Genomic DNA, 16,072 nt, shown 5'->3' with positions numbered 1-16,072 from the left:
ACGTTTTACAATTTATTGTATTACAGATTGTTTCTTTTATGTTGCACATATCACACTTTTACAAAAACTCCGGATTGTTTTGAGTATCTGAATGTTGTTCATATAATTAAAATACTACTATATAATCCCCAATAAGTGATTGATTATTCGTATCTTGCTGAATAACTACATTGAACTGGCGATCGGGACTTTTGGTTCTGACATATTCACTTCTTTTCATTATTTGGTATTTCCAGTATATCCTCCAGTCTGCTTCAAATCATTTATAGAAACGCTCTTGAAAAAGGAAATATGAAGCTTGTGATTTTCTTCAAACGACAATTCAATTGTAAAAAATATTAGTGTTTTTATGAATATAAAAAAATATTTAGAGATGTGGACGTTTTTGATTCCTATCCTGGCGTGGCTTTCTTATGTTGGAAATTCTGTTTTCTCTTCAGGATATTATTCTGTGATTCTTGTTTTATTTTTGATGGGAAGTGTTTTGGCCGCAGTGTATCATTCCGAAGTCATTGCCCATCGTTTGGGTGAGCCATTCGGAACTTTACTTCTGGCATTTGCCATTACGGTCATCGAAGTAGGGCTTATTATTTCTATCATGATGGGAGCGAAAGGGTTAGAGACTATCACCCTTGCCAGAGATACTGTTTTTGCAGCAGTGATGATCATCCTTACCGGAATCATCGGAAGCTGCATTGTAATAGGCTCTTTACGATATAGAGAACAAAGCTTTACCTTACAAGGGGTAAGTACTGCATTGATTACGCTTACCTCAGTTATTATTTTTGTGCTTATCCTGCCCAATTATACCGTAAGCCATCTCGGAGGGGAATATACTTCCTTTCAGTTGCTTTTTATTGCTTTGATTTCTTTGGGGCTTTACCTCGGCTTTACCATGATCCAAACACTTAGGCACCGAAGCTTTTTCATTTCCCCACAAAACAAGCTATCCGAAAATCAGTCTGTACAGAATAGTCATGAAATGATTTCCCGAAAACAATTGTATATCAGCTGTGTATTGTTAATATTATCCCTGGGGATAGTCGTCTTATTGGCAAAGCTCCTTTCCAAAGATGTTGAGCATATAGTGGTTTCAGCGGGTGCTCCCAGGTCTTTGGTAGGGATCATTATTGCCGGTATTGTTCTTCTTCCGGAAGGGCTGGCTGCATTCAGAGCCGCAAAAAGTGATGAAATCCAGACCTCATTAAACCTGGCTTTTGGCTCTGCCTTGGCAAGTATCGGACTGAGTATTCCTGCCATAGCCATTATATCCGTAATAACCGGGATAAGAATGACATTGGGAATAGATATTAAATCAACCATACTTTTAGGACTTTCACTTTTTATTATTACCGTTTCACTGGCAACAGGCAGAACCAATATCATGCAGGGAATTGTACTGATTGCTATATTTTTAATTTATCTTTTCATTACGATAGTTCCATAAACTAAACTATTGCATATAAATATATATAAAGATAGCGGTAATCGAGGGATTTATCTTGGAAAACAGAGCCTTGCCATAAGATAGCTGACTGTTGACTCTGCTCCCTGATTGAGATTAACATTTTTCTCTTCAAGACCGTCATAACATCCTCCTGTTGCAGGGTTATAAATAATCTGATGTAAATGATTTTTTCCTAAAAACCAACTAAAAGCATTCCTCATCATCTGCAAATATTTTTCATCCTTAAAAACCTTATAGAATGTAGATAAGGCCAGTATGGTATAAGCAACATCTATAGGCTGTTCACCACCAATCGTTTCAGGATTTTTAATCGTTTCTTTCTGTAGCCACCCTTTGTTGGAAATTACTTTGATGCCTCCTTTAATGAATATTTTAGAAAGCAAAAACTTGAATGATTCGTCTGCAACTTGCTTATACATTTCGTCTTGGGTCGTAATCCATGCACACAATAAAGACTCAGGGAGTATACCGTTTCCGTAGGTAAGATAGCTTTCAAACCAATGCCAGTCTCTGTGTTTTTCATGCTGATACATTTTTACCAGTCTATTGGCCAGTTTTTTTAGTAATGGAATATTGTTTTCAGAATTTTGATAATGCAATCCCTTTATGATAAAAGCCATGGCACGGGTAGAATGGATCTTCTCAATAGATAAAAGACTTTTTTCAATGATGGATTCTGCCTCATCAGAAAATTGTAGTGGTAAGATCGTTTTTATCGAAAGAAGATATCCCAGAGCCCAGATAGCCCTCCCATTGGAATCTTCAAGATTGGTCTCATAATTCTGCTGTGCAAATTCCCTGTGTTGGTTGATATAATTGAGGAAACTTCCATCGGGCTGTTGGCAAAACTTAATAAGCCTCAGATAAGTTGAAATTAAATCAAGGTCAGATTCATCTTTGCTTAGTTCATAATGTCTGCAGGCTACAATCATAGCACGGGCATTATCATCTAAAGTATATCCGGAATTGATATCAGGTTTGTTGATGTTAGAAAACTGGATCATCCCAAAATCTGTTGTCATATTTTTGATATGGCTGAGATTGATGATGGGGAATGTATAATGTAATGTCATTTTATCTTTGCTGTATTGTTGAAATAATAAGGCGTGTGAAATTGAAGAATTCTCCCAGGCTGTAGGAGCCATTTTTTCTAAACTATTTGATCGTAATTTTTCCTGTACGGTTTCATTTTTCAGTAATGTATTCACGGCAGCTGCAAGTTGTTGCGGAGCTTCAAAATCAATAATAACTCCCAGGTCTTCATTTAATACTTCCAGGGCATGGGGAATAGGAGTGGAAACAATAGGGCAGCCACAACTGATGGCATAGGAAAAGGTGCCGCTTACTGCCTGGTTTCTGTCTTTTGAAGTGAAAAGATAGATATTGGTAAGCTGGAGATAATCTAGCAACTCATCCAAAGGTAGATATTGGTTGATAAAATAAGTGTGTTTTTCCAAATGGAGTCTGCTGATTGTTTTATGCAAGAAATCACGATATTCTTCACCTTCATACTTAATGATGCCGGGATGCGTTTTTCCAATAATCAGAAACATTACATCGGGGTTCTGGACAATAATTTCGGGAAGTGCTTCTAAAGTAGTTTCTATATTTTTCCCGGACCCCAATAAACCAAATGTTGAAAGTATCTTTTTATCTTTAAATCCGTATTTTGCTTTCAATGAACTTTTGTCGATAAATGGTAGTAAATGAGTGCCATGGGGTATCACTTTAATTTTATCATATGGAATATCATAATCATTGGACAGTATATCTGCAGAAATATCGGTCATCACAATAATAAATTGGACGAAACTGCTGATTTCTTTTACCTTTTCTTTTAATTCCCTATCCGGTTTTGGTAGAACGGTGTGAAAAGTAACAATGATATCTTTCTCTACATTTTGAAGAAAAAGCAGCAATCCGTTTTTGGCTTCGTTGAAAAATCCAAATTCATGCTGGAGCATAACCAGTTGAATATTGTCATTTTTGTTGATTTTAGAAGCCAGCTCCAAATAAGAAATAGCATCGGATGTATTTAAGCTATATTCAATGTTTTCGTTATAATGATAGTGTTCGTCCTCTGTTTCCATTGGACAGATGGTTATTGTAAATGATTCTCTGAACTTTAACTGTAGAGATTTTATCAAATCCTGACAATACGTTGCAATGCCGCAAACCTTAGGAGGAAAAGTACTTATAAAGATGATTTCTGGTTTATAATTAATTGTGTTTTTTTTATTTTGTACAGATCGTCTCTTTGTCTTTTCCTCCACGTCTGATTTTATATTTTTATTCATGTTGATATCTGTTTTAAAGTCTGACATTCTGTAGTGAATAGCCAGTTATGATGTGTATTGTAGTAATTCCTTTAGTAATTCCGGAACACTTAAAGAAACAACAGCTATTCTTTTATCTGCAGCTCCGTAGTAGATATGGAGTGTATCTCCTTCTACGATGGCTCCGGTAGGGAAGCAGACATTGTTCACTTCTCCCTTCTGTTCCCATTCTTCTTCGGGTTTGAAAAGAGGATAAGGAAGTCTTGAAATTTCTTTTTCAGGATTATCAAGCTCCAGTAAAGCAGCACATGCGCTGTAAACATAGCCTTCAATGGTATCATGTACACCATGGTATATCAAAAGCCACCCATGTTCGGTTTCTATAGGGGGGCATCCTCCGCCAATATAGCTTACCTCATGCTCATATTTGGGAGATAATACAATATGCTGATTAAAGTGAAGAAAATAATCTTTCCAGAAATCAGTATTCAGATCTTCTATATTTTCTATACCTGCAATTTGGATATCGGGTCTTATGCGATGAAGAAAATAAAGCTTCCCGTTAATTCTTCTTGGGAAAAATATCACATTTTTATCCCATAGGAAGACCTCTTTATTCTTGTTATGAGTAGACGGAAGTTTGTTAAAGCGTCTGTACTTTTCTCCAATTTCACCTTGCGATTCTGATAAAAGTCTAAATTTTTTGTATGGAATTCGGGGAACGATAATACCCAATTTTTGCCACGATATAAGGTTTTCAGATACGGCAAGGGTTCCCAATGCATTAATCCCGTCATAACTGGTATAAGTAAGGTAAAATAAATGATCGATTTTTACGATTCTCGGATCTTCAACCCCATGTTTCTCATATTCAAACTCGGGGATGATAACCGGATTATCCAACCGGGTTTCTATAGTTTTATAATCTGATAGTATACAGTATCCGATACTGGAGAAATTATTCTTGGCAAGAGCCCTGTACAGTAAATGTATCTTTCCGTTATCCTGTATAACCGCAGGGTTTAAAACACCCTCACTTTCAAAATCTAATGTTGTTTTTCTGAGTATAATTCCTTCTTTTTTCAGAGATACCATGTTAGTTACCGGTATTTCGGGATTCTGCTTCCTTGTTTCTTCGTTTATTCATTTTATCTTCCCGTTTCTCTTTTGCGGATTTTGCAGGTGGAGTTTTATCTGATTTTTTTTTTCCGTCTTTTTCCTTTGACATTGTAAAATATTTTTTTGTTACCTGTAAATTTCAATCATTAAAAAAGGAAAGCTTTACAATTGTCTTTTAATTTGTTGTATAAATCATAGATATTTCCGATTTAATAGACTAACTTTGGTAAATAACTGTCAATGAAATAATTGCAGATATAAACAGTAAGGGGAATGAAGTTGTATATAAAATATATGGTAAGTTTGCGCTGCAAAATGGTTGTTCATCAGGAATTGGAAAGGCTGGGCATTAAAAATGCTATTGTAGATTTGGGAACTGTAGAATTATTGAATGATATCAGCGTGGAACTAAGACAAATTCTGAAAGAAAATTTACTTAAGACAGGACTTGAAGTATTAGATGATAAAAAAAGCATACTGATAGAAAAAATAAAAAATGTAGTCATAGAAATGATTCATTATTCAGATGCGCTTCCAAAAGAAAATTTCTCAGACTATATAAGTGAAAAATTAGGATATGACTATACCTACCTTGCCAATACCTTTTCAGAAGTTAAAGGAATGACCCTTCAGCATTTTATCATTATTAATAAAGTAGAAAAGGTAAAAGAACTCCTGTTGTATGATGAACTTAACCTTACAGAAATCTCTTATAAACTCAACTATAGCAGTGTAGCCCATCTTTCTAATCAGTTTAAAAAGATCACGGGGCTTTCCCCTTCATTTTATAAACAGTTGAAACAAAGACGCCTTGGAAATCTGGAAGACTTATAAAAAAGTGGGATATATGTAAGAATATTCCGGATATATATAGCTTGGTATATACGGAAACGGTCATCTTTGTATTATAATAATCAGGAATTTATCAAACCTATTAAAGTCATATCACCATAAAGTAATACGTTTTTATACTGGAAAATAGGGTGAGCGGTTGAAAGTATTGAGCATACAAAATGCTGTTCTCCGGTATTTGAAAACACTGTAGTCTTAAATAAAGACTGGAAAAAAGCAATATACACCATGAGAATAGGCTTAAGAATTCTTGACTTTAATAATGAACATATTAAAATCCCTATAAAATAGTAAATCTGTTTTCAAAAGGTTTTAATTAATTAAGGATAGGAGCTTATGGTTTCTGTCCTTTTTCTCCATGTTCCGGGCTTTAGACGCTCATCTATATTATACTGAGTTTATTTTAGGGTGTTATAAAAGTGCATTGAATCAAATATTAATTTAAATTTGTCATTTATTCTCAGTTTAAAAGTGCGGGCGTACAGGGAGACCTTAAAACACTACACATTCCAAAAGGTTTAATGTTAGTGTTAGGCTGTTTGTCATTTTCTGTGGTTTGTAGCTTTCCATCAATACTCATAAAAGATTGACTTGTTACTGTGAGTGGAGTTGGTGAGGCTCCTTTGCTAAATTTCAGCTGGATGATATCTGTGATGTGTTGGGGCGTAATTTGAATTTATCACGGATTTTAATAATGTATATAATGTCTTTAATTTTATATTTTTACTCTGTCTGAATCCTTATATAATAATTCTCAAGATAGTCTTTCATATAATTTTCAACATCATATTCAGGTTCTATATTGTAATTTTTCTTATTTTCTACTAAATTAATGTACATCTTTTTCAAATCACTACCCGACCGATATATGCAATTACATTTTTTCTTTTTGTGATTTTTATTATAATTGGCAAATTGCTGTTTTATTACTTTACTACTTATTAGTCTGGGTAGTGGAAATAATAAATTATATTTTGAACCATATTCATCTTCTAAAGTATATGATTTGTTATTTAAACAATAAATTTTCCCAAACTCAATATATTGGTTATAAGAAATACTATCTTTTTTAAATTTAATTGCAACAGAATCAAATCTCGTTTTTTGTGCATTTAATGAAATAAAAAACACGGTAAAAATTACTATCCATTTCATAATTAAAACTTATTTTAATTCCCAAAAATAAACTGTTCCGCCATAGCTAACATAATTATGTCCACCAATTACATCTCTATTATTTCCAATCCATAAGGTAGCATGTCCTGTAATTCCGTCTACAAATCCACCTAAAATGATATAAACTCCATTTTTTATTCTGCTCTCGTTAATTTTATTAGCAACAGTCTTAATATCTGATGGACCAGTTACTGTTATATCAGCAGTACCCCACACACTTTCTTTTTCTAACCATTTTTTCAGACTTCCAGCACTGGCTATAAATCCTTTGTCTTTAAAATCTCCTTTCTGTATCTGAAAATCTTTTCTTACAATCATTTTTCCTTTTAATAGTCCAAGAGACACTCTAGTTGCACAAGCATTTCCAAAAGTTTTTTTATTATAATCATCACCCAAGATTTTAGGAAAAATTGAAGTTGCAGGCTCATCATCATTACCAACTTTAGGATAACCATTATAAACATCTGACCAACTGGGTCTTTTCACTCGTATTGTCGTAGATGCTCTTCCACATGTTGCAACAATCCCTCTTCGTTGCTCCAATAATATAGGTATAAGATTATTAATATTCATTGTAATAAATTTTTCATACATGTTCTGTTACTTACTCATCGTTTTCAAGCTTTAAGGAATATGACTTCAAAGGTTCTTTAAAGATTACTATTCCGTTTTTATCAACTACTCCCGATAGATTTAATTCTTGCAAGCCTTCAGCAATTGGTTCTCCATCCTCAGATTTAATCAGCACATCAATACTTTCTCCTTCCTAATAGTTTCTTGTGTGTACGACCAAATTCACATATCAACATAGAATCTTGAGTCATCTAATAATAGAGTATTGTCTTCTCCATATGCCCAATATATTGATGCTATTTGCTTCTCTCTGGTATACTCAAACTCACCATTTTGAGGAAGCTTATTCATTTGAGGAGCTTTGTACTCAATTTTATCTTTTGCAGTCAATAATGAGTTTGCTCCATATACATGCATCCTGTCTTTTGCTCCAAACTCTGTCTGGTCACCAGGCTTCGATTATAAGCATCAGTTCGAGATACTTGACTTTCATTATTATGATAGCCTAAATATACCCCTCCTCATGCAGCATGTGAGAGCACATATAATTCATTAATACACATAAAGGAATGACTTGTTAGTGTGAGCGAAGCTGGTGAAGCTCCTTTATCACATTTTAGCTGGGTGGTATCTGTGATGTGATGGGGCATATTATAATTACTTTGTTTTTAAATATTTCTCTTCACTCTGATAGTTGCTAATAAATGCATTTGGATTGTAAACAAGCTTCTTATATAATTCCTTAGTCATTCTATCCTCTTCAAACAATTTATTACAAAATAAAAATGGAGAGCTATAGTCATCTTTTATATGCTCATCTTTTTCTTTGTAAAAATTTACAACACTTCCTATATTATTATTATGAAAATCAGTAATAATTAGCTCTATTTCACTTTTTTTATAAAAAACTGGTAATGTGTATCCTAAATCATAAAGAGTATAATAGTGTCTATCAAACAAATTGTTGTTTTTACCTTTAGATTCAGTACGATATATTTTACTTTTTTGTATAAGAATATCCATACATTGACACTTACCCAATTCTAAAAAATGTATATATGCAACCTTATCATTTATTATTTTATTCTGAACATCATTCGATGTTTTTTGTGAATAAAAACTTACAGAGGTAAATAAAGCAATTAATAAATATTTCATTTTGTTTTTTATTTCAGTTCCCAAAAATATATAACTTTTGCATGCTCATAGTAATTATGCCCACCAATTGCGTCGCCATCATGCCACAAAGTAGCATGTCCACTTGCCCATCGAGAATCATTAGATATTAGTACATATATTCCCTTTCTATTTCCTATTCTATTAGAAACTTCACTAAAAGATTTTGGATTTTCAATTGTTTCATCAGGTTTACCAAATTGTTTATTCTTTAGCCAGTTTCCCATGTTTACAGCACTAACAATAATCCCCTTTCCTTTATTAAGCCCTTCACTAATTGGATATTCAGTTTTAACTTTAATTTTTCCATTGATAAGCCCCAATGAAACTCTGGTTGCACAAGCATTTCCAAATGTCACTTTATCATAATTTTCTCCAAATATGGAAGCAAATACCAAAGAGGCTGGTAAATCATTTTCATTAGATTTTCCAGGATTTACTTTTGGATAACCATGATAAACATCATCCCACTTAGGTCTTTTAATCTGAATAGGTTTAGTTTGCTGACTTCCACTCTGAGCAACAAACCCTCTTCGTTGCTCCAATAATATAGGTATAAGATTATTAATATTCATTTTAATAAATTTTTCATACATGTTCTGTTACTTCCTCATCGTTTTCAAGCTTTAAGGAATATGACTTCAAAGGTTCTTTAAAGATTACTATTCCGTTTTTATCAACTACTCCCGATAGATTTAATTCGTGCAAGCCTTCGGCAATTGGTTCTCCATCCTCAGATTTAATCAGCACATCAATACTTTCTCCTTCCTCATAGTTTCTTGTTTGTACGACCAAATTCATATCAACATAGAATCTTGAGTCATCTAATAATAGAGCATTGTCTTCTCCATATGCCCAATACATTGATGCTATTTGCTTCTCTTTGGTATACTCAAACTCTCCATTTTGAGGGAGTTTATTCATTTGAGGGGCTTTGTACTCAATCTTGTCTTTAGCCGTCAGTAATGAGTTAGCTCCGTATACATGCATTCTGTCTTTGGCTCCGAACTCTGTCTGGCCATCTGTATAACCTATGAATTTTTCTTTACCATAAAGGTCTAAGTGTGCTTTTGCTGATATTTCAGTATTGGTTCCGGCATTAATGATGGTCTTCTTACCACTGTCCTGGCTGATCTCCTGCTTGGCAATAATCTTGATATTCTGTCCAACATGGGTATCTATATTCTTGCCTGCTTTGGTTTCAATATTTTCCTCAATATCAAACTTCAGATTCTTTGATTTTATAGTAATGGTTTCAGGGGCTGTAATGTTGATGTTACTTCCTTTTGTATCAAACCTAAGTTCATTACCACTTTTATCAGTCAATACAATACTTTCGTCTTCTGTAAACACTAATCTGTGCCCACTTCTGGTCTGTAAAGATTTTACCCGGTTATCCATTCCACCTCCTAAACCTACACCTCCGTGAAACATTCCTCCCATTGCAAAAGGGAAATCGGGATGATGATATTCAAAATCCATCATTACCTGGTCCCCGATTTCTGGAACAGCTACAAAGCCTCTATTCTGGCTTACAGCATCTGTTCCCCCTGCATCAGGACTCATCATTCTGATAAAATGGGTGGTGTCATTTAATTGCCAGTCAAATCTAACCTGTATTCTTCCTTGGTTTAAAGGGTCAACGTTGGAGATTACAGTGGCCACTTGTGGCTCAGCTTTTGGCATTATAAAATCAGGTTTAGGCATGAAGCCTGTTCCTTCAGCGATAGCCTTAAAGCTGCCTGTATAATAACCTCTGGCATCCACTTCATGGCTTACTTCTGTCATCATTAATGTTGTGAAATGGGAAGTCTGGTTACTATCTTGATTTCTCATGTCTATATCTGCTATACAACCTACAAACAGAAAGGGAACTGTTGTATTTCCTGAAACCGTAAAAACTTCTACGGCTTTACTTCCTCTTGCACTTTTTTGGGAGTCGTCCACATCCAGAAACATATTAGCATTGATAGGAGTAGGGGTAAGAGACCTTGTTTTAAAAATGCCATCATTTAATTCGTATGCTTTTTGAGATAAATCTCCGAGGTGTTTTATCTTATTATCGGACCCAAGCATTTTTGCATGGCTGCTGCTATTATAACCAAAATATTCGGGTTTTATATGAACTGCCTTTAATTCTACCTGTACATCTGTAACATTACTTCCATAGATGAGTTGTATAGCCTTTTCAGATGGAGGAAGTTTTCCAAAATGTAAAATATACCCATCATAATAAAATTGCTCTCCATAGGCTTCTGCTAATCTTGCAAGATAATTGTAATGGGTTTCACAATACTGTGCACTGTAATTGATGTAACCTTTATTTTGAGATTCTATTCTGTAATCAAACTTACTGGTTCCCAGAGATTCTTTAATGATTCTGTCGGCAATAATAGAGGTGTTTACCGATTGATTTCCTCCAAAACTCTGGGTATGCGGGGCCGAATCCATTAAAATTGTTGGGCTATATCCTTCCAGAACAATATTACCAAGACTCATTTGCTTTTGGCTAAATGCAACCTGTGTAATAACCCCTACAAAAGTTGTTTCAGGACTTTCATCTTCAAAGTCTTTGTATTTGAAAGTTACTGTAATGCGTTTCCCTAAAAACTGCCTCGCTTCTTCAAGGTTATGATTCTGTACTTCATCTAAAGAATCATAAGCTAAAGTCAGTTTAAAATGATGATGCGTTTTGGCGCTTTGCTGTAAACGGAAGTGTTTAAAATGGCTGATGGATTTTCCTTCAATCACGATGTCCAGCTTAACCACACGGTTAATTCCGGGCATATGATTCTCTGAAATCCTTTCAGAATTAGAAAGATTTTTTTTCATCGATAAGAGTGATTTGTGTTGTTTTCAAATATAGATAATTAGACAATACCAACAATATAAATTTTGAAAAATCCAAAAAATATAGTAAAACTACGATTGATTAAAAAAGAGTTTGAGGGAGTTCGATAGGTTTGGGGTCGGGTATTAAGACAGAATTTAGTGTAATAGTGATGAGTTTTGAAAGTGGTCTAAAATGAAGGGAAAAATGGACTTTACCCCAAAGACAATCAGTTTCCATCCTTTTTAGTGAATATCCTGATTTGGAAAAAGCTGACGGCCTTAGAAAAATTTGTAATCACAACATTCCAAAATCTTTTGCAATGACTAAGCTGGCGCATTGGTTCAAAAATGTTGAAGAAGCAGGGTTTAAATCATTTTCCACCTTAAGAAAGACAATAATGAATCATTATAGGGATATCCTGAGCTACTTTGACAAAAGAAGCAACAATGCAGCAGCAGAATCTTTTAATGCGAAAATCAAAAACTTTAGAATGCAGCAGTAATACCTATCCAATCAGACAGAGATTGTATAGGATTCACAGGATGGATTGAAGCATTACAGGACGCAAGAAATACAGCCTCTGAGATTACTCCCGGTAAAATTGATCTATTGAAGTACGAAACCATCCATATGGGTTCTCCAATCTCGCTGTACAGCCCAGCTCCACAAATCTTTGAATTTGCCCGTAAAACAACTTTACAGGCAAGAAAGTAATTCTCTTCAACTCCATGAACAGCAAATTTGAACAGAAATATCAATTGAAGTTCAAGAAAATGATCCGACTAATAAAATTGTGCTTGAAAACTCTGGTGATAAACATTGTAGATTTTGTAATAAATCATATACCGAAACTTTATTTAGAAATTATAGCTAAGATATTACATACAAAAGAAACAACTTTCGTCAGGATTATTCATTTATAAGTTTAAAGAAATCAGATAAACTAATTTTTCTTGCTTCGCATATCTTAAAAAGTGTTTCAACTGGTATTCTGTAAGTTTCTTCACTTTTAATTTTTCTAATAGTACTTTCTTCTACACCATGATTTTTAGCAAAAGAATTTTGTGACTTGCCTTCTTGAAGCCAAGGTATCAACCATTTTTTTGTAATGTATAAACTAATTTTCTCGTTTATATCTGTCATAGAACAAATGAAATAATAAAAAATTACGATCGATCGACCGTAATCAAATTTCTTTTCTTGTATTTATAAAAAAATACAAACACATGAAAAAGATGAAAACAAATTTCAATCCCTGGTTTCGGGCAGGTAAGAAGCGCTCCGGTCTACAACTGATGGAAAGGTTCTTTCACTTCAATGAGCTGGATGTTTCCAAAGAAAGGCTCAGCAATATGATGAATTATGCAGTAAAGAGGAATAGCTGGATCCATGAAGATCCGGCAGAGATCTCTGAATTTTACCAGTCGATGCGGTCATTGATCCGGGCAAGCTATCTCATCATGCTAAAGGAAAGGAAATGGACGGCCTATACCAAGACTGAAAAGATTTCTCCTTGGGTTCTCGGCCTGCTTTCGGAGAAAGAATACCGGAATCCACTACTGGTTTTCAAAAAAGCATTCAGGGAATACACCCTCAAAGAATTTGATTATTTTATGTCCGGAATTGTCTATTTCTCAATGGGCGTCTATGAAAAACTCCCGGAAAGGAATATCGTGATGCCTTACATTCATACCGTTAAAATGCTGGATGCCGCGCACCTTATACTTCAAAGAAGGAGAGAAATGTTAGGAGTCAATCTCAATTTTTAGCGCATGATTCCAGTCTTGAATTTTTTTGTTTTAAGATAAAAGTATACATGAAAAAATCGCTACTTAAAAAGTAACGATTTTTTGTTATTGCTGGCCAAACAAGCGTATTTTCAAACACGTATTGTTAAAATTCCATTATTGAGTCTAATCCTCTTCGTAAACCTTTGAAAGTATCAATATTTTTGATGGCAAGGAGTACTCCTTTTACATAGGGTTCTGCACTTTCTCCGGAATCATGTCTTAGGATTAATTTTTCTCCTTTGAGTCCAAAGATAGTTTCCACGCCGAGTGTGTGACCGGGCAGGCGAACAGCATGAACCTGTATACCGTTTATTGTTGCGCCTCTTGTTTCTTTATTTCCTATGGTATCATCTATGGCTACGGATAGTTCGGGCTTTTGAACTTTAGAAAGACGATAAGCCAGTTCTGCCACTGTTCCGCTTGGTGCATCAATTTTTTTAGCATCCGCATAGTCAATGATTTCGTAGTGGGGGATATATTTTGCGGCCATTTCAGCAAACTTTTGCAATAAAACAACAGTGAGTGCAAAGTTTCCTGCAGCAAGAACAGAAGTATTATTTTCATTGGCAATACGTTCTATTTCCTCATAATCTTTATCAGTTAGTCCTGAAGTTCCAATGATGACTTTTTTGCCTTTTTGCAAAGCAGTGTGGATATTATGCTTCGCGATCTCCGGTTTGGTAAAATCTACAAGAATATCAAATTCTACATGTTCTATTGCTTCTTCTATAGATTTAAACAGGGGTATATTGTTATCCGATTTTAATGACAGAATCTCTGACAGATTTTTCCCATCTTGAGATAAAGAAAGTCCGCCCGTTAATATCATTTCGTCATTATTAAATATTGCTCTGCTAATTTCAGAACCCGCCCATCCGGTGGCTCCTGCAACAAAAACTTTTTTCATACTATTATTTTTTATGTATTGAATGTTATTTTTACTATTAATCTATCTCAAAGATAGCTTGAATTTCAACAGATGAGTTTCCAGGTATTGAATATATAACCTTCCTATGCCTTTCCCATTGATAAATTTTTATCTTTTAACAGTAAATGTTTACTACAAATTCATCTAATTATAGAAAAACAGGAAGTGTAACTATTTTATAATACAAATTTACAATTGGTATTATTATTAACTTTGCCAGAATTATTATATAAAACGCCAAAATGAAATGTGGGTTATTAGAAAAAAGAAAAGGGGAGTTTGATGATGAAATTAATATCGATGCTTATGTGTGGTATGAGAAAGACTGGGCACATGATGACTATGATCATGCTCACCAAAGATATCAGCTGACTTATGTTGAAGAGGGGTATCAGTATTTTCATATTGAAAATAAAATCTATCTGGTTCCGCAAAATCACTTAATCTGGATCCCTTCAGGCAAAAAACATCATACTCAGTCGGAAGCCAGTACAGTTAATCTTATGGTGATCTTATTCAAAACGGTTTTTGATAATGATTTTTATAATAAAGTGCATGTTTTTGCAGCGCCCCCGGTTTTGAGAGAAATGTTACAATATGCCTCAAAGTGGAATAAATTATTGGAAGAAGATGAAGAACAGGGGTATTTCCTGACCGCTTTACTGAATAGTCTTCCCCATTTCTGCACAGAGAAAGTAGGGTTACAGATCCCGATTCCAGCTGATCCAAGATTACTGCCTGTATGCAATTATATTAATAAGAATTACATGGAACAGGTGAATATAGATGATTTGGCTGATCTATCCTTAATGTCTGTAAGAAGTCTTCAGCGTATATTTAAGCGGGAAACAGGTATTACTATCCAAAAATATATGCAGCTGATTCGTATTTTAAAAAGTATTGAACTCATTAATACAGGAGAATATACTTTAAGTCAGATCGCTTTTATGATTGGCTATAAAAGTCTATCGGCTTTTACCAATTCCTACTTTGGGATTATGAAAGAAAAAGCAAAAATTATTGGAAAATCTTAAAATTATGATTTAAAGATCAATGATGAAAAAATCCTTAGTTATATATAAGAAAGGCAGATACAATTCCGTTTTTTTTTAACTGTTGAATCAAATAATCAATTAAAAAATAGAAAGAAACGAATACCACTAATTATTTTCCTTTCACTTCTTTATCATAATTATAACCCGTTGCCAAGAAACTTTCTTTGTCTTTTGCCGGAGGTTGACTGAAAGAACTGTTATTCATTTCCAATGGGGTCAAAATATTTTTCAGTATATAGTCTTCGTATTTTTCACTGGTTGTATTTTCAAGAATTAATTGAGAAATTGTAGTTCCGCCACCAGAATATTCGTATTTCAAACCGGGCTCAAATATAGACCAAACTGCACCAGAATTGGAAGGTTTCAATCCATCCAGCGTTTGAATGGTTGTAGGTAAAGTGACTTTTCATAACCTCTGAAACCGTGAACCGACAAACCTGCAGTATGACTTAATAAATTGGCTATAGTGATTTTCTTCCCCTTTTAAACATCATCATAAGGAAATTTCCAGGTTTTAAGATAATTATTAATATCATCGTCCAAACTCAATTTTCCTTCCTGAACCAATTTTAAAATGTCCCAACTATTAATTGTTTTGCTAATAGAACCAGCCTGAAATAACGTTTGAAGTGTAGCTGATCTTTTCTCGGACACATCTGCAACCGTATATTTTTACCCATTCTACTTTGTAATCTTTAATGACTGCAATACTTACCGCATTGACGTTGTAAAATGCCATTCAATCTTTTAAAGATGACTTTTTTCTCGATTTGTCCCAATGGAAAAAATCGGATTCAAATATTTTAATTTTATCATTTACATTTTG

General features: G+C 34.2%; 19 protein-coding genes and 1 pseudogene. 5 read left to right on the top strand and 15 right to left on the bottom strand.

Annotated elements, in window-relative coordinates:
- Positions 1 to 349: 349 nt before the first annotated feature.
- On the top strand, positions 350 to 1,447 hold the full coding sequence (locus ACQ76T_RS10195) for a calcium:proton antiporter (RefSeq protein ID WP_431343191.1): 1,098 nt from the start codon (positions 350 to 352) through the stop codon (positions 1,445 to 1,447).
- 50 nt (positions 1,448 to 1,497) lie between these two features.
- Here ACQ76T_RS10195 and ACQ76T_RS10190 read toward each other — a convergent pair whose 3' ends face one another.
- The 3 genes from ACQ76T_RS10190 to ACQ76T_RS10180 are packed head-to-tail and all read right to left on the bottom strand — an operon-like array spanning position 1,498 to position 4,972.
- Positions 1,498 to 3,765 (bottom strand): glycosyltransferase, encoded by a 2,268-nt coding sequence (locus ACQ76T_RS10190; RefSeq protein ID WP_431343190.1) that lies wholly within the window; start codon positions 3,763 to 3,765, stop codon positions 1,498 to 1,500.
- A 45-nt stretch (positions 3,766 to 3,810) separates the two neighbouring features.
- On the bottom strand, positions 3,811 to 4,839 hold the full coding sequence (locus ACQ76T_RS10185) for a pesticidal protein Cry7Aa (RefSeq protein ID WP_431343189.1): 1,029 nt from the start codon (positions 4,837 to 4,839) through the stop codon (positions 3,811 to 3,813).
- A 1-nt stretch (position 4,840) separates the two neighbouring features.
- On the bottom strand, positions 4,841 to 4,972 hold the full coding sequence (locus ACQ76T_RS10180; RefSeq protein WP_431343188.1) for a hypothetical protein: 132 nt from the start codon (positions 4,970 to 4,972) through the stop codon (positions 4,841 to 4,843).
- A 164-nt stretch (positions 4,973 to 5,136) separates the two neighbouring features.
- On the opposite strand from ACQ76T_RS10180, the gene ACQ76T_RS10175 reads away from it, so the two are divergent.
- Entirely contained in the window at positions 5,137 to 5,697 is a 561-nt protein-coding gene (locus tag ACQ76T_RS10175) for a helix-turn-helix domain-containing protein (RefSeq protein WP_431343187.1), read from the top strand.
- 478 nt (positions 5,698 to 6,175) lie between these two features.
- Here the strand turns inward: ACQ76T_RS10175 and ACQ76T_RS10170 are convergent, their stop codons facing one another.
- The 7 genes from ACQ76T_RS10170 to ACQ76T_RS10140 form a co-directional block, all read right to left on the bottom strand.
- Positions 6,176 to 6,352, bottom strand: coding sequence for a PAAR-like protein (locus ACQ76T_RS10170; RefSeq protein WP_431343733.1), 177 nt, complete (start codon positions 6,350 to 6,352; stop codon positions 6,176 to 6,178).
- 86 nt (positions 6,353 to 6,438) lie between these two features.
- On the bottom strand, positions 6,439 to 6,870 hold the full coding sequence (locus tag ACQ76T_RS10165) for a hypothetical protein (protein WP_431343186.1): 432 nt from the start codon (positions 6,868 to 6,870) through the stop codon (positions 6,439 to 6,441).
- Positions 6,871 to 6,879: 9 nt separating this feature from the next.
- Complete coding sequence (locus ACQ76T_RS10160; protein WP_431343185.1) at positions 6,880 to 7,464, bottom strand: T6SS effector amidase Tae4 family protein; 585 nt, start codon at positions 7,462 to 7,464, stop codon at positions 6,880 to 6,882.
- A gap of 222 nt (positions 7,465 to 7,686) precedes the next feature.
- Positions 7,687 to 7,881 (bottom strand): hypothetical protein, encoded by a 195-nt coding sequence (locus tag ACQ76T_RS10155; protein WP_431343184.1) that lies wholly within the window; start codon positions 7,879 to 7,881, stop codon positions 7,687 to 7,689.
- Between the two features lie 240 nt (positions 7,882 to 8,121).
- The gene (locus ACQ76T_RS10150; protein ID WP_431343183.1) at positions 8,122 to 8,622 is read right to left on the bottom strand and encodes a hypothetical protein; all 501 of its coding nucleotides are present in this window, start codon (positions 8,620 to 8,622) and stop codon (positions 8,122 to 8,124) included.
- A gap of 8 nt (positions 8,623 to 8,630) precedes the next feature.
- Entirely contained in the window at positions 8,631 to 9,215 is a 585-nt protein-coding gene (locus ACQ76T_RS10145; protein WP_431343182.1) for a T6SS effector amidase Tae4 family protein, read from the bottom strand.
- A 13-nt stretch (positions 9,216 to 9,228) separates the two neighbouring features.
- On the bottom strand, positions 9,229 to 11,472 hold the full coding sequence (locus ACQ76T_RS10140; protein ID WP_431343181.1) for a type VI secretion system Vgr family protein: 2,244 nt from the start codon (positions 11,470 to 11,472) through the stop codon (positions 9,229 to 9,231).
- 212 nt (positions 11,473 to 11,684) lie between these two features.
- Here ACQ76T_RS10140 and ACQ76T_RS10135 point away from each other — a divergent pair.
- Positions 11,685 to 11,975, top strand: a pseudogene (locus ACQ76T_RS10135) (transposase); the annotation flags it as partial.
- 407 nt (positions 11,976 to 12,382) lie between these two features.
- Here the strand turns inward: ACQ76T_RS10135 and ACQ76T_RS10130 are convergent.
- On the bottom strand, positions 12,383 to 12,616 hold the full coding sequence (locus ACQ76T_RS10130; protein ID WP_431343180.1) for a helix-turn-helix domain-containing protein: 234 nt from the start codon (positions 12,614 to 12,616) through the stop codon (positions 12,383 to 12,385).
- A gap of 83 nt (positions 12,617 to 12,699) precedes the next feature.
- On the opposite strand from ACQ76T_RS10130, the gene ACQ76T_RS10125 reads away from it, so the two are divergent.
- Positions 12,700 to 13,242 carry a hypothetical protein gene (locus ACQ76T_RS10125; RefSeq protein ID WP_431343179.1) on the top strand — a complete coding sequence of 181 codons (543 nt, stop codon included), beginning with the start codon at positions 12,700 to 12,702 and terminating at the stop codon, positions 13,240 to 13,242.
- 124 nt (positions 13,243 to 13,366) lie between these two features.
- Here ACQ76T_RS10125 and dapB read toward each other — a convergent pair whose 3' ends face one another.
- Positions 13,367 to 14,170, bottom strand: coding sequence for a 4-hydroxy-tetrahydrodipicolinate reductase (gene dapB, locus ACQ76T_RS10120; protein WP_431343178.1), 804 nt, complete (start codon positions 14,168 to 14,170; stop codon positions 13,367 to 13,369).
- A 263-nt stretch (positions 14,171 to 14,433) separates the two neighbouring features.
- Between dapB and ACQ76T_RS10115 the strand changes: the two genes are divergently transcribed.
- Positions 14,434 to 15,225 (top strand): helix-turn-helix domain-containing protein, encoded by a 792-nt coding sequence (locus tag ACQ76T_RS10115; RefSeq protein WP_431343177.1) that lies wholly within the window; start codon positions 14,434 to 14,436, stop codon positions 15,223 to 15,225.
- A 130-nt stretch (positions 15,226 to 15,355) separates the two neighbouring features.
- On the opposite strand, the gene ACQ76T_RS10110 is transcribed toward ACQ76T_RS10115, so the two are convergent.
- The 3 genes from ACQ76T_RS10110 to ACQ76T_RS10100 all read right to left on the bottom strand — a co-directional run bounded on the left by ACQ76T_RS10110 (position 15,356) and on the right by ACQ76T_RS10100 (position 15,985).
- Positions 15,356 to 15,613, bottom strand: coding sequence for a serine hydrolase (locus ACQ76T_RS10110; RefSeq protein ID WP_431343176.1), 258 nt, complete (start codon positions 15,611 to 15,613; stop codon positions 15,356 to 15,358).
- A gap of 116 nt (positions 15,614 to 15,729) precedes the next feature.
- Positions 15,730 to 15,900 (bottom strand): serine hydrolase, encoded by a 171-nt coding sequence (locus ACQ76T_RS10105; protein ID WP_431343175.1) that lies wholly within the window; start codon positions 15,898 to 15,900, stop codon positions 15,730 to 15,732.
- A complete protein-coding gene (locus ACQ76T_RS10100; protein WP_431343743.1) occupies positions 15,845 to 15,985 on the bottom strand; it encodes a hypothetical protein in 141 nt (46 codons plus the stop codon). The genes ACQ76T_RS10105 and ACQ76T_RS10100 overlap by 56 nt, the downstream gene beginning before the upstream one ends.
- Positions 15,986 to 16,072: the final 87 nt, after the last annotated feature.

It is taken from the genome of Chryseobacterium sp. JK1, from assembly GCF_050632815.1.
Lineage (GTDB): Bacteria > Bacteroidota > Bacteroidia > Flavobacteriales > Weeksellaceae > Chryseobacterium.
Note: the sequence above shows the minus strand (reverse complement) of the source record. Positions and strands in the feature narration are given on the sequence as shown.

Excerpts from the sequence above, each read along its gene's own strand:
- ACQ76T_RS10195 (WP_431343191.1), top strand. The coding sequence starts at position 350 with ATGAATATAAAAAAATATTTAGAGATGTGGACGTTTTTGATTCCTATC.
- ACQ76T_RS10190 (WP_431343190.1), bottom strand. The coding sequence starts at position 3,765 with ATGAATAAAAATATAAAATCAGACGTGGAGGAAAAGACAAAGAGACGA.
- ACQ76T_RS10185 (WP_431343189.1), bottom strand. The coding sequence starts at position 4,839 with ATGGTATCTCTGAAAAAAGAAGGAATTATACTCAGAAAAACAACATTA.
- ACQ76T_RS10180 (WP_431343188.1), bottom strand. The coding sequence starts at position 4,972 with ATGTCAAAGGAAAAAGACGGAAAAAAAAAATCAGATAAAACTCCACCT.
- ACQ76T_RS10175 (WP_431343187.1), top strand. The coding sequence starts at position 5,137 with ATGAAGTTGTATATAAAATATATGGTAAGTTTGCGCTGCAAAATGGTT.
- ACQ76T_RS10165 (WP_431343186.1), bottom strand. The coding sequence starts at position 6,870 with ATGAAATGGATAGTAATTTTTACCGTGTTTTTTATTTCATTAAATGCA.
- ACQ76T_RS10160 (WP_431343185.1), bottom strand. The coding sequence starts at position 7,464 with ATGAATATTAATAATCTTATACCTATATTATTGGAGCAACGAAGAGGG.
- ACQ76T_RS10155 (WP_431343184.1), bottom strand. The coding sequence starts at position 7,881 with ATGCATGTATATGGAGCAAACTCATTATTGACTGCAAAAGATAAAATT.
- ACQ76T_RS10150 (WP_431343183.1), bottom strand. The coding sequence starts at position 8,622 with ATGAAATATTTATTAATTGCTTTATTTACCTCTGTAAGTTTTTATTCA.
- ACQ76T_RS10145 (WP_431343182.1), bottom strand. The coding sequence starts at position 9,215 with ATGAATATTAATAATCTTATACCTATATTATTGGAGCAACGAAGAGGG.
- ACQ76T_RS10140 (WP_431343181.1), bottom strand. The coding sequence starts at position 11,472 with ATGAAAAAAAATCTTTCTAATTCTGAAAGGATTTCAGAGAATCATATG.
- ACQ76T_RS10130 (WP_431343180.1), bottom strand. The coding sequence starts at position 12,616 with ATGACAGATATAAACGAGAAAATTAGTTTATACATTACAAAAAAATGG.
- ACQ76T_RS10125 (WP_431343179.1), top strand. The coding sequence starts at position 12,700 with ATGAAAAAGATGAAAACAAATTTCAATCCCTGGTTTCGGGCAGGTAAG.
- dapB (WP_431343178.1), bottom strand. The coding sequence starts at position 14,170 with ATGAAAAAAGTTTTTGTTGCAGGAGCCACCGGATGGGCGGGTTCTGAA.
- ACQ76T_RS10115 (WP_431343177.1), top strand. The coding sequence starts at position 14,434 with ATGAAATGTGGGTTATTAGAAAAAAGAAAAGGGGAGTTTGATGATGAA.
- ACQ76T_RS10100 (WP_431343743.1), bottom strand. The coding sequence starts at position 15,985 with ATGGCATTTTACAACGTCAATGCGGTAAGTATTGCAGTCATTAAAGAT.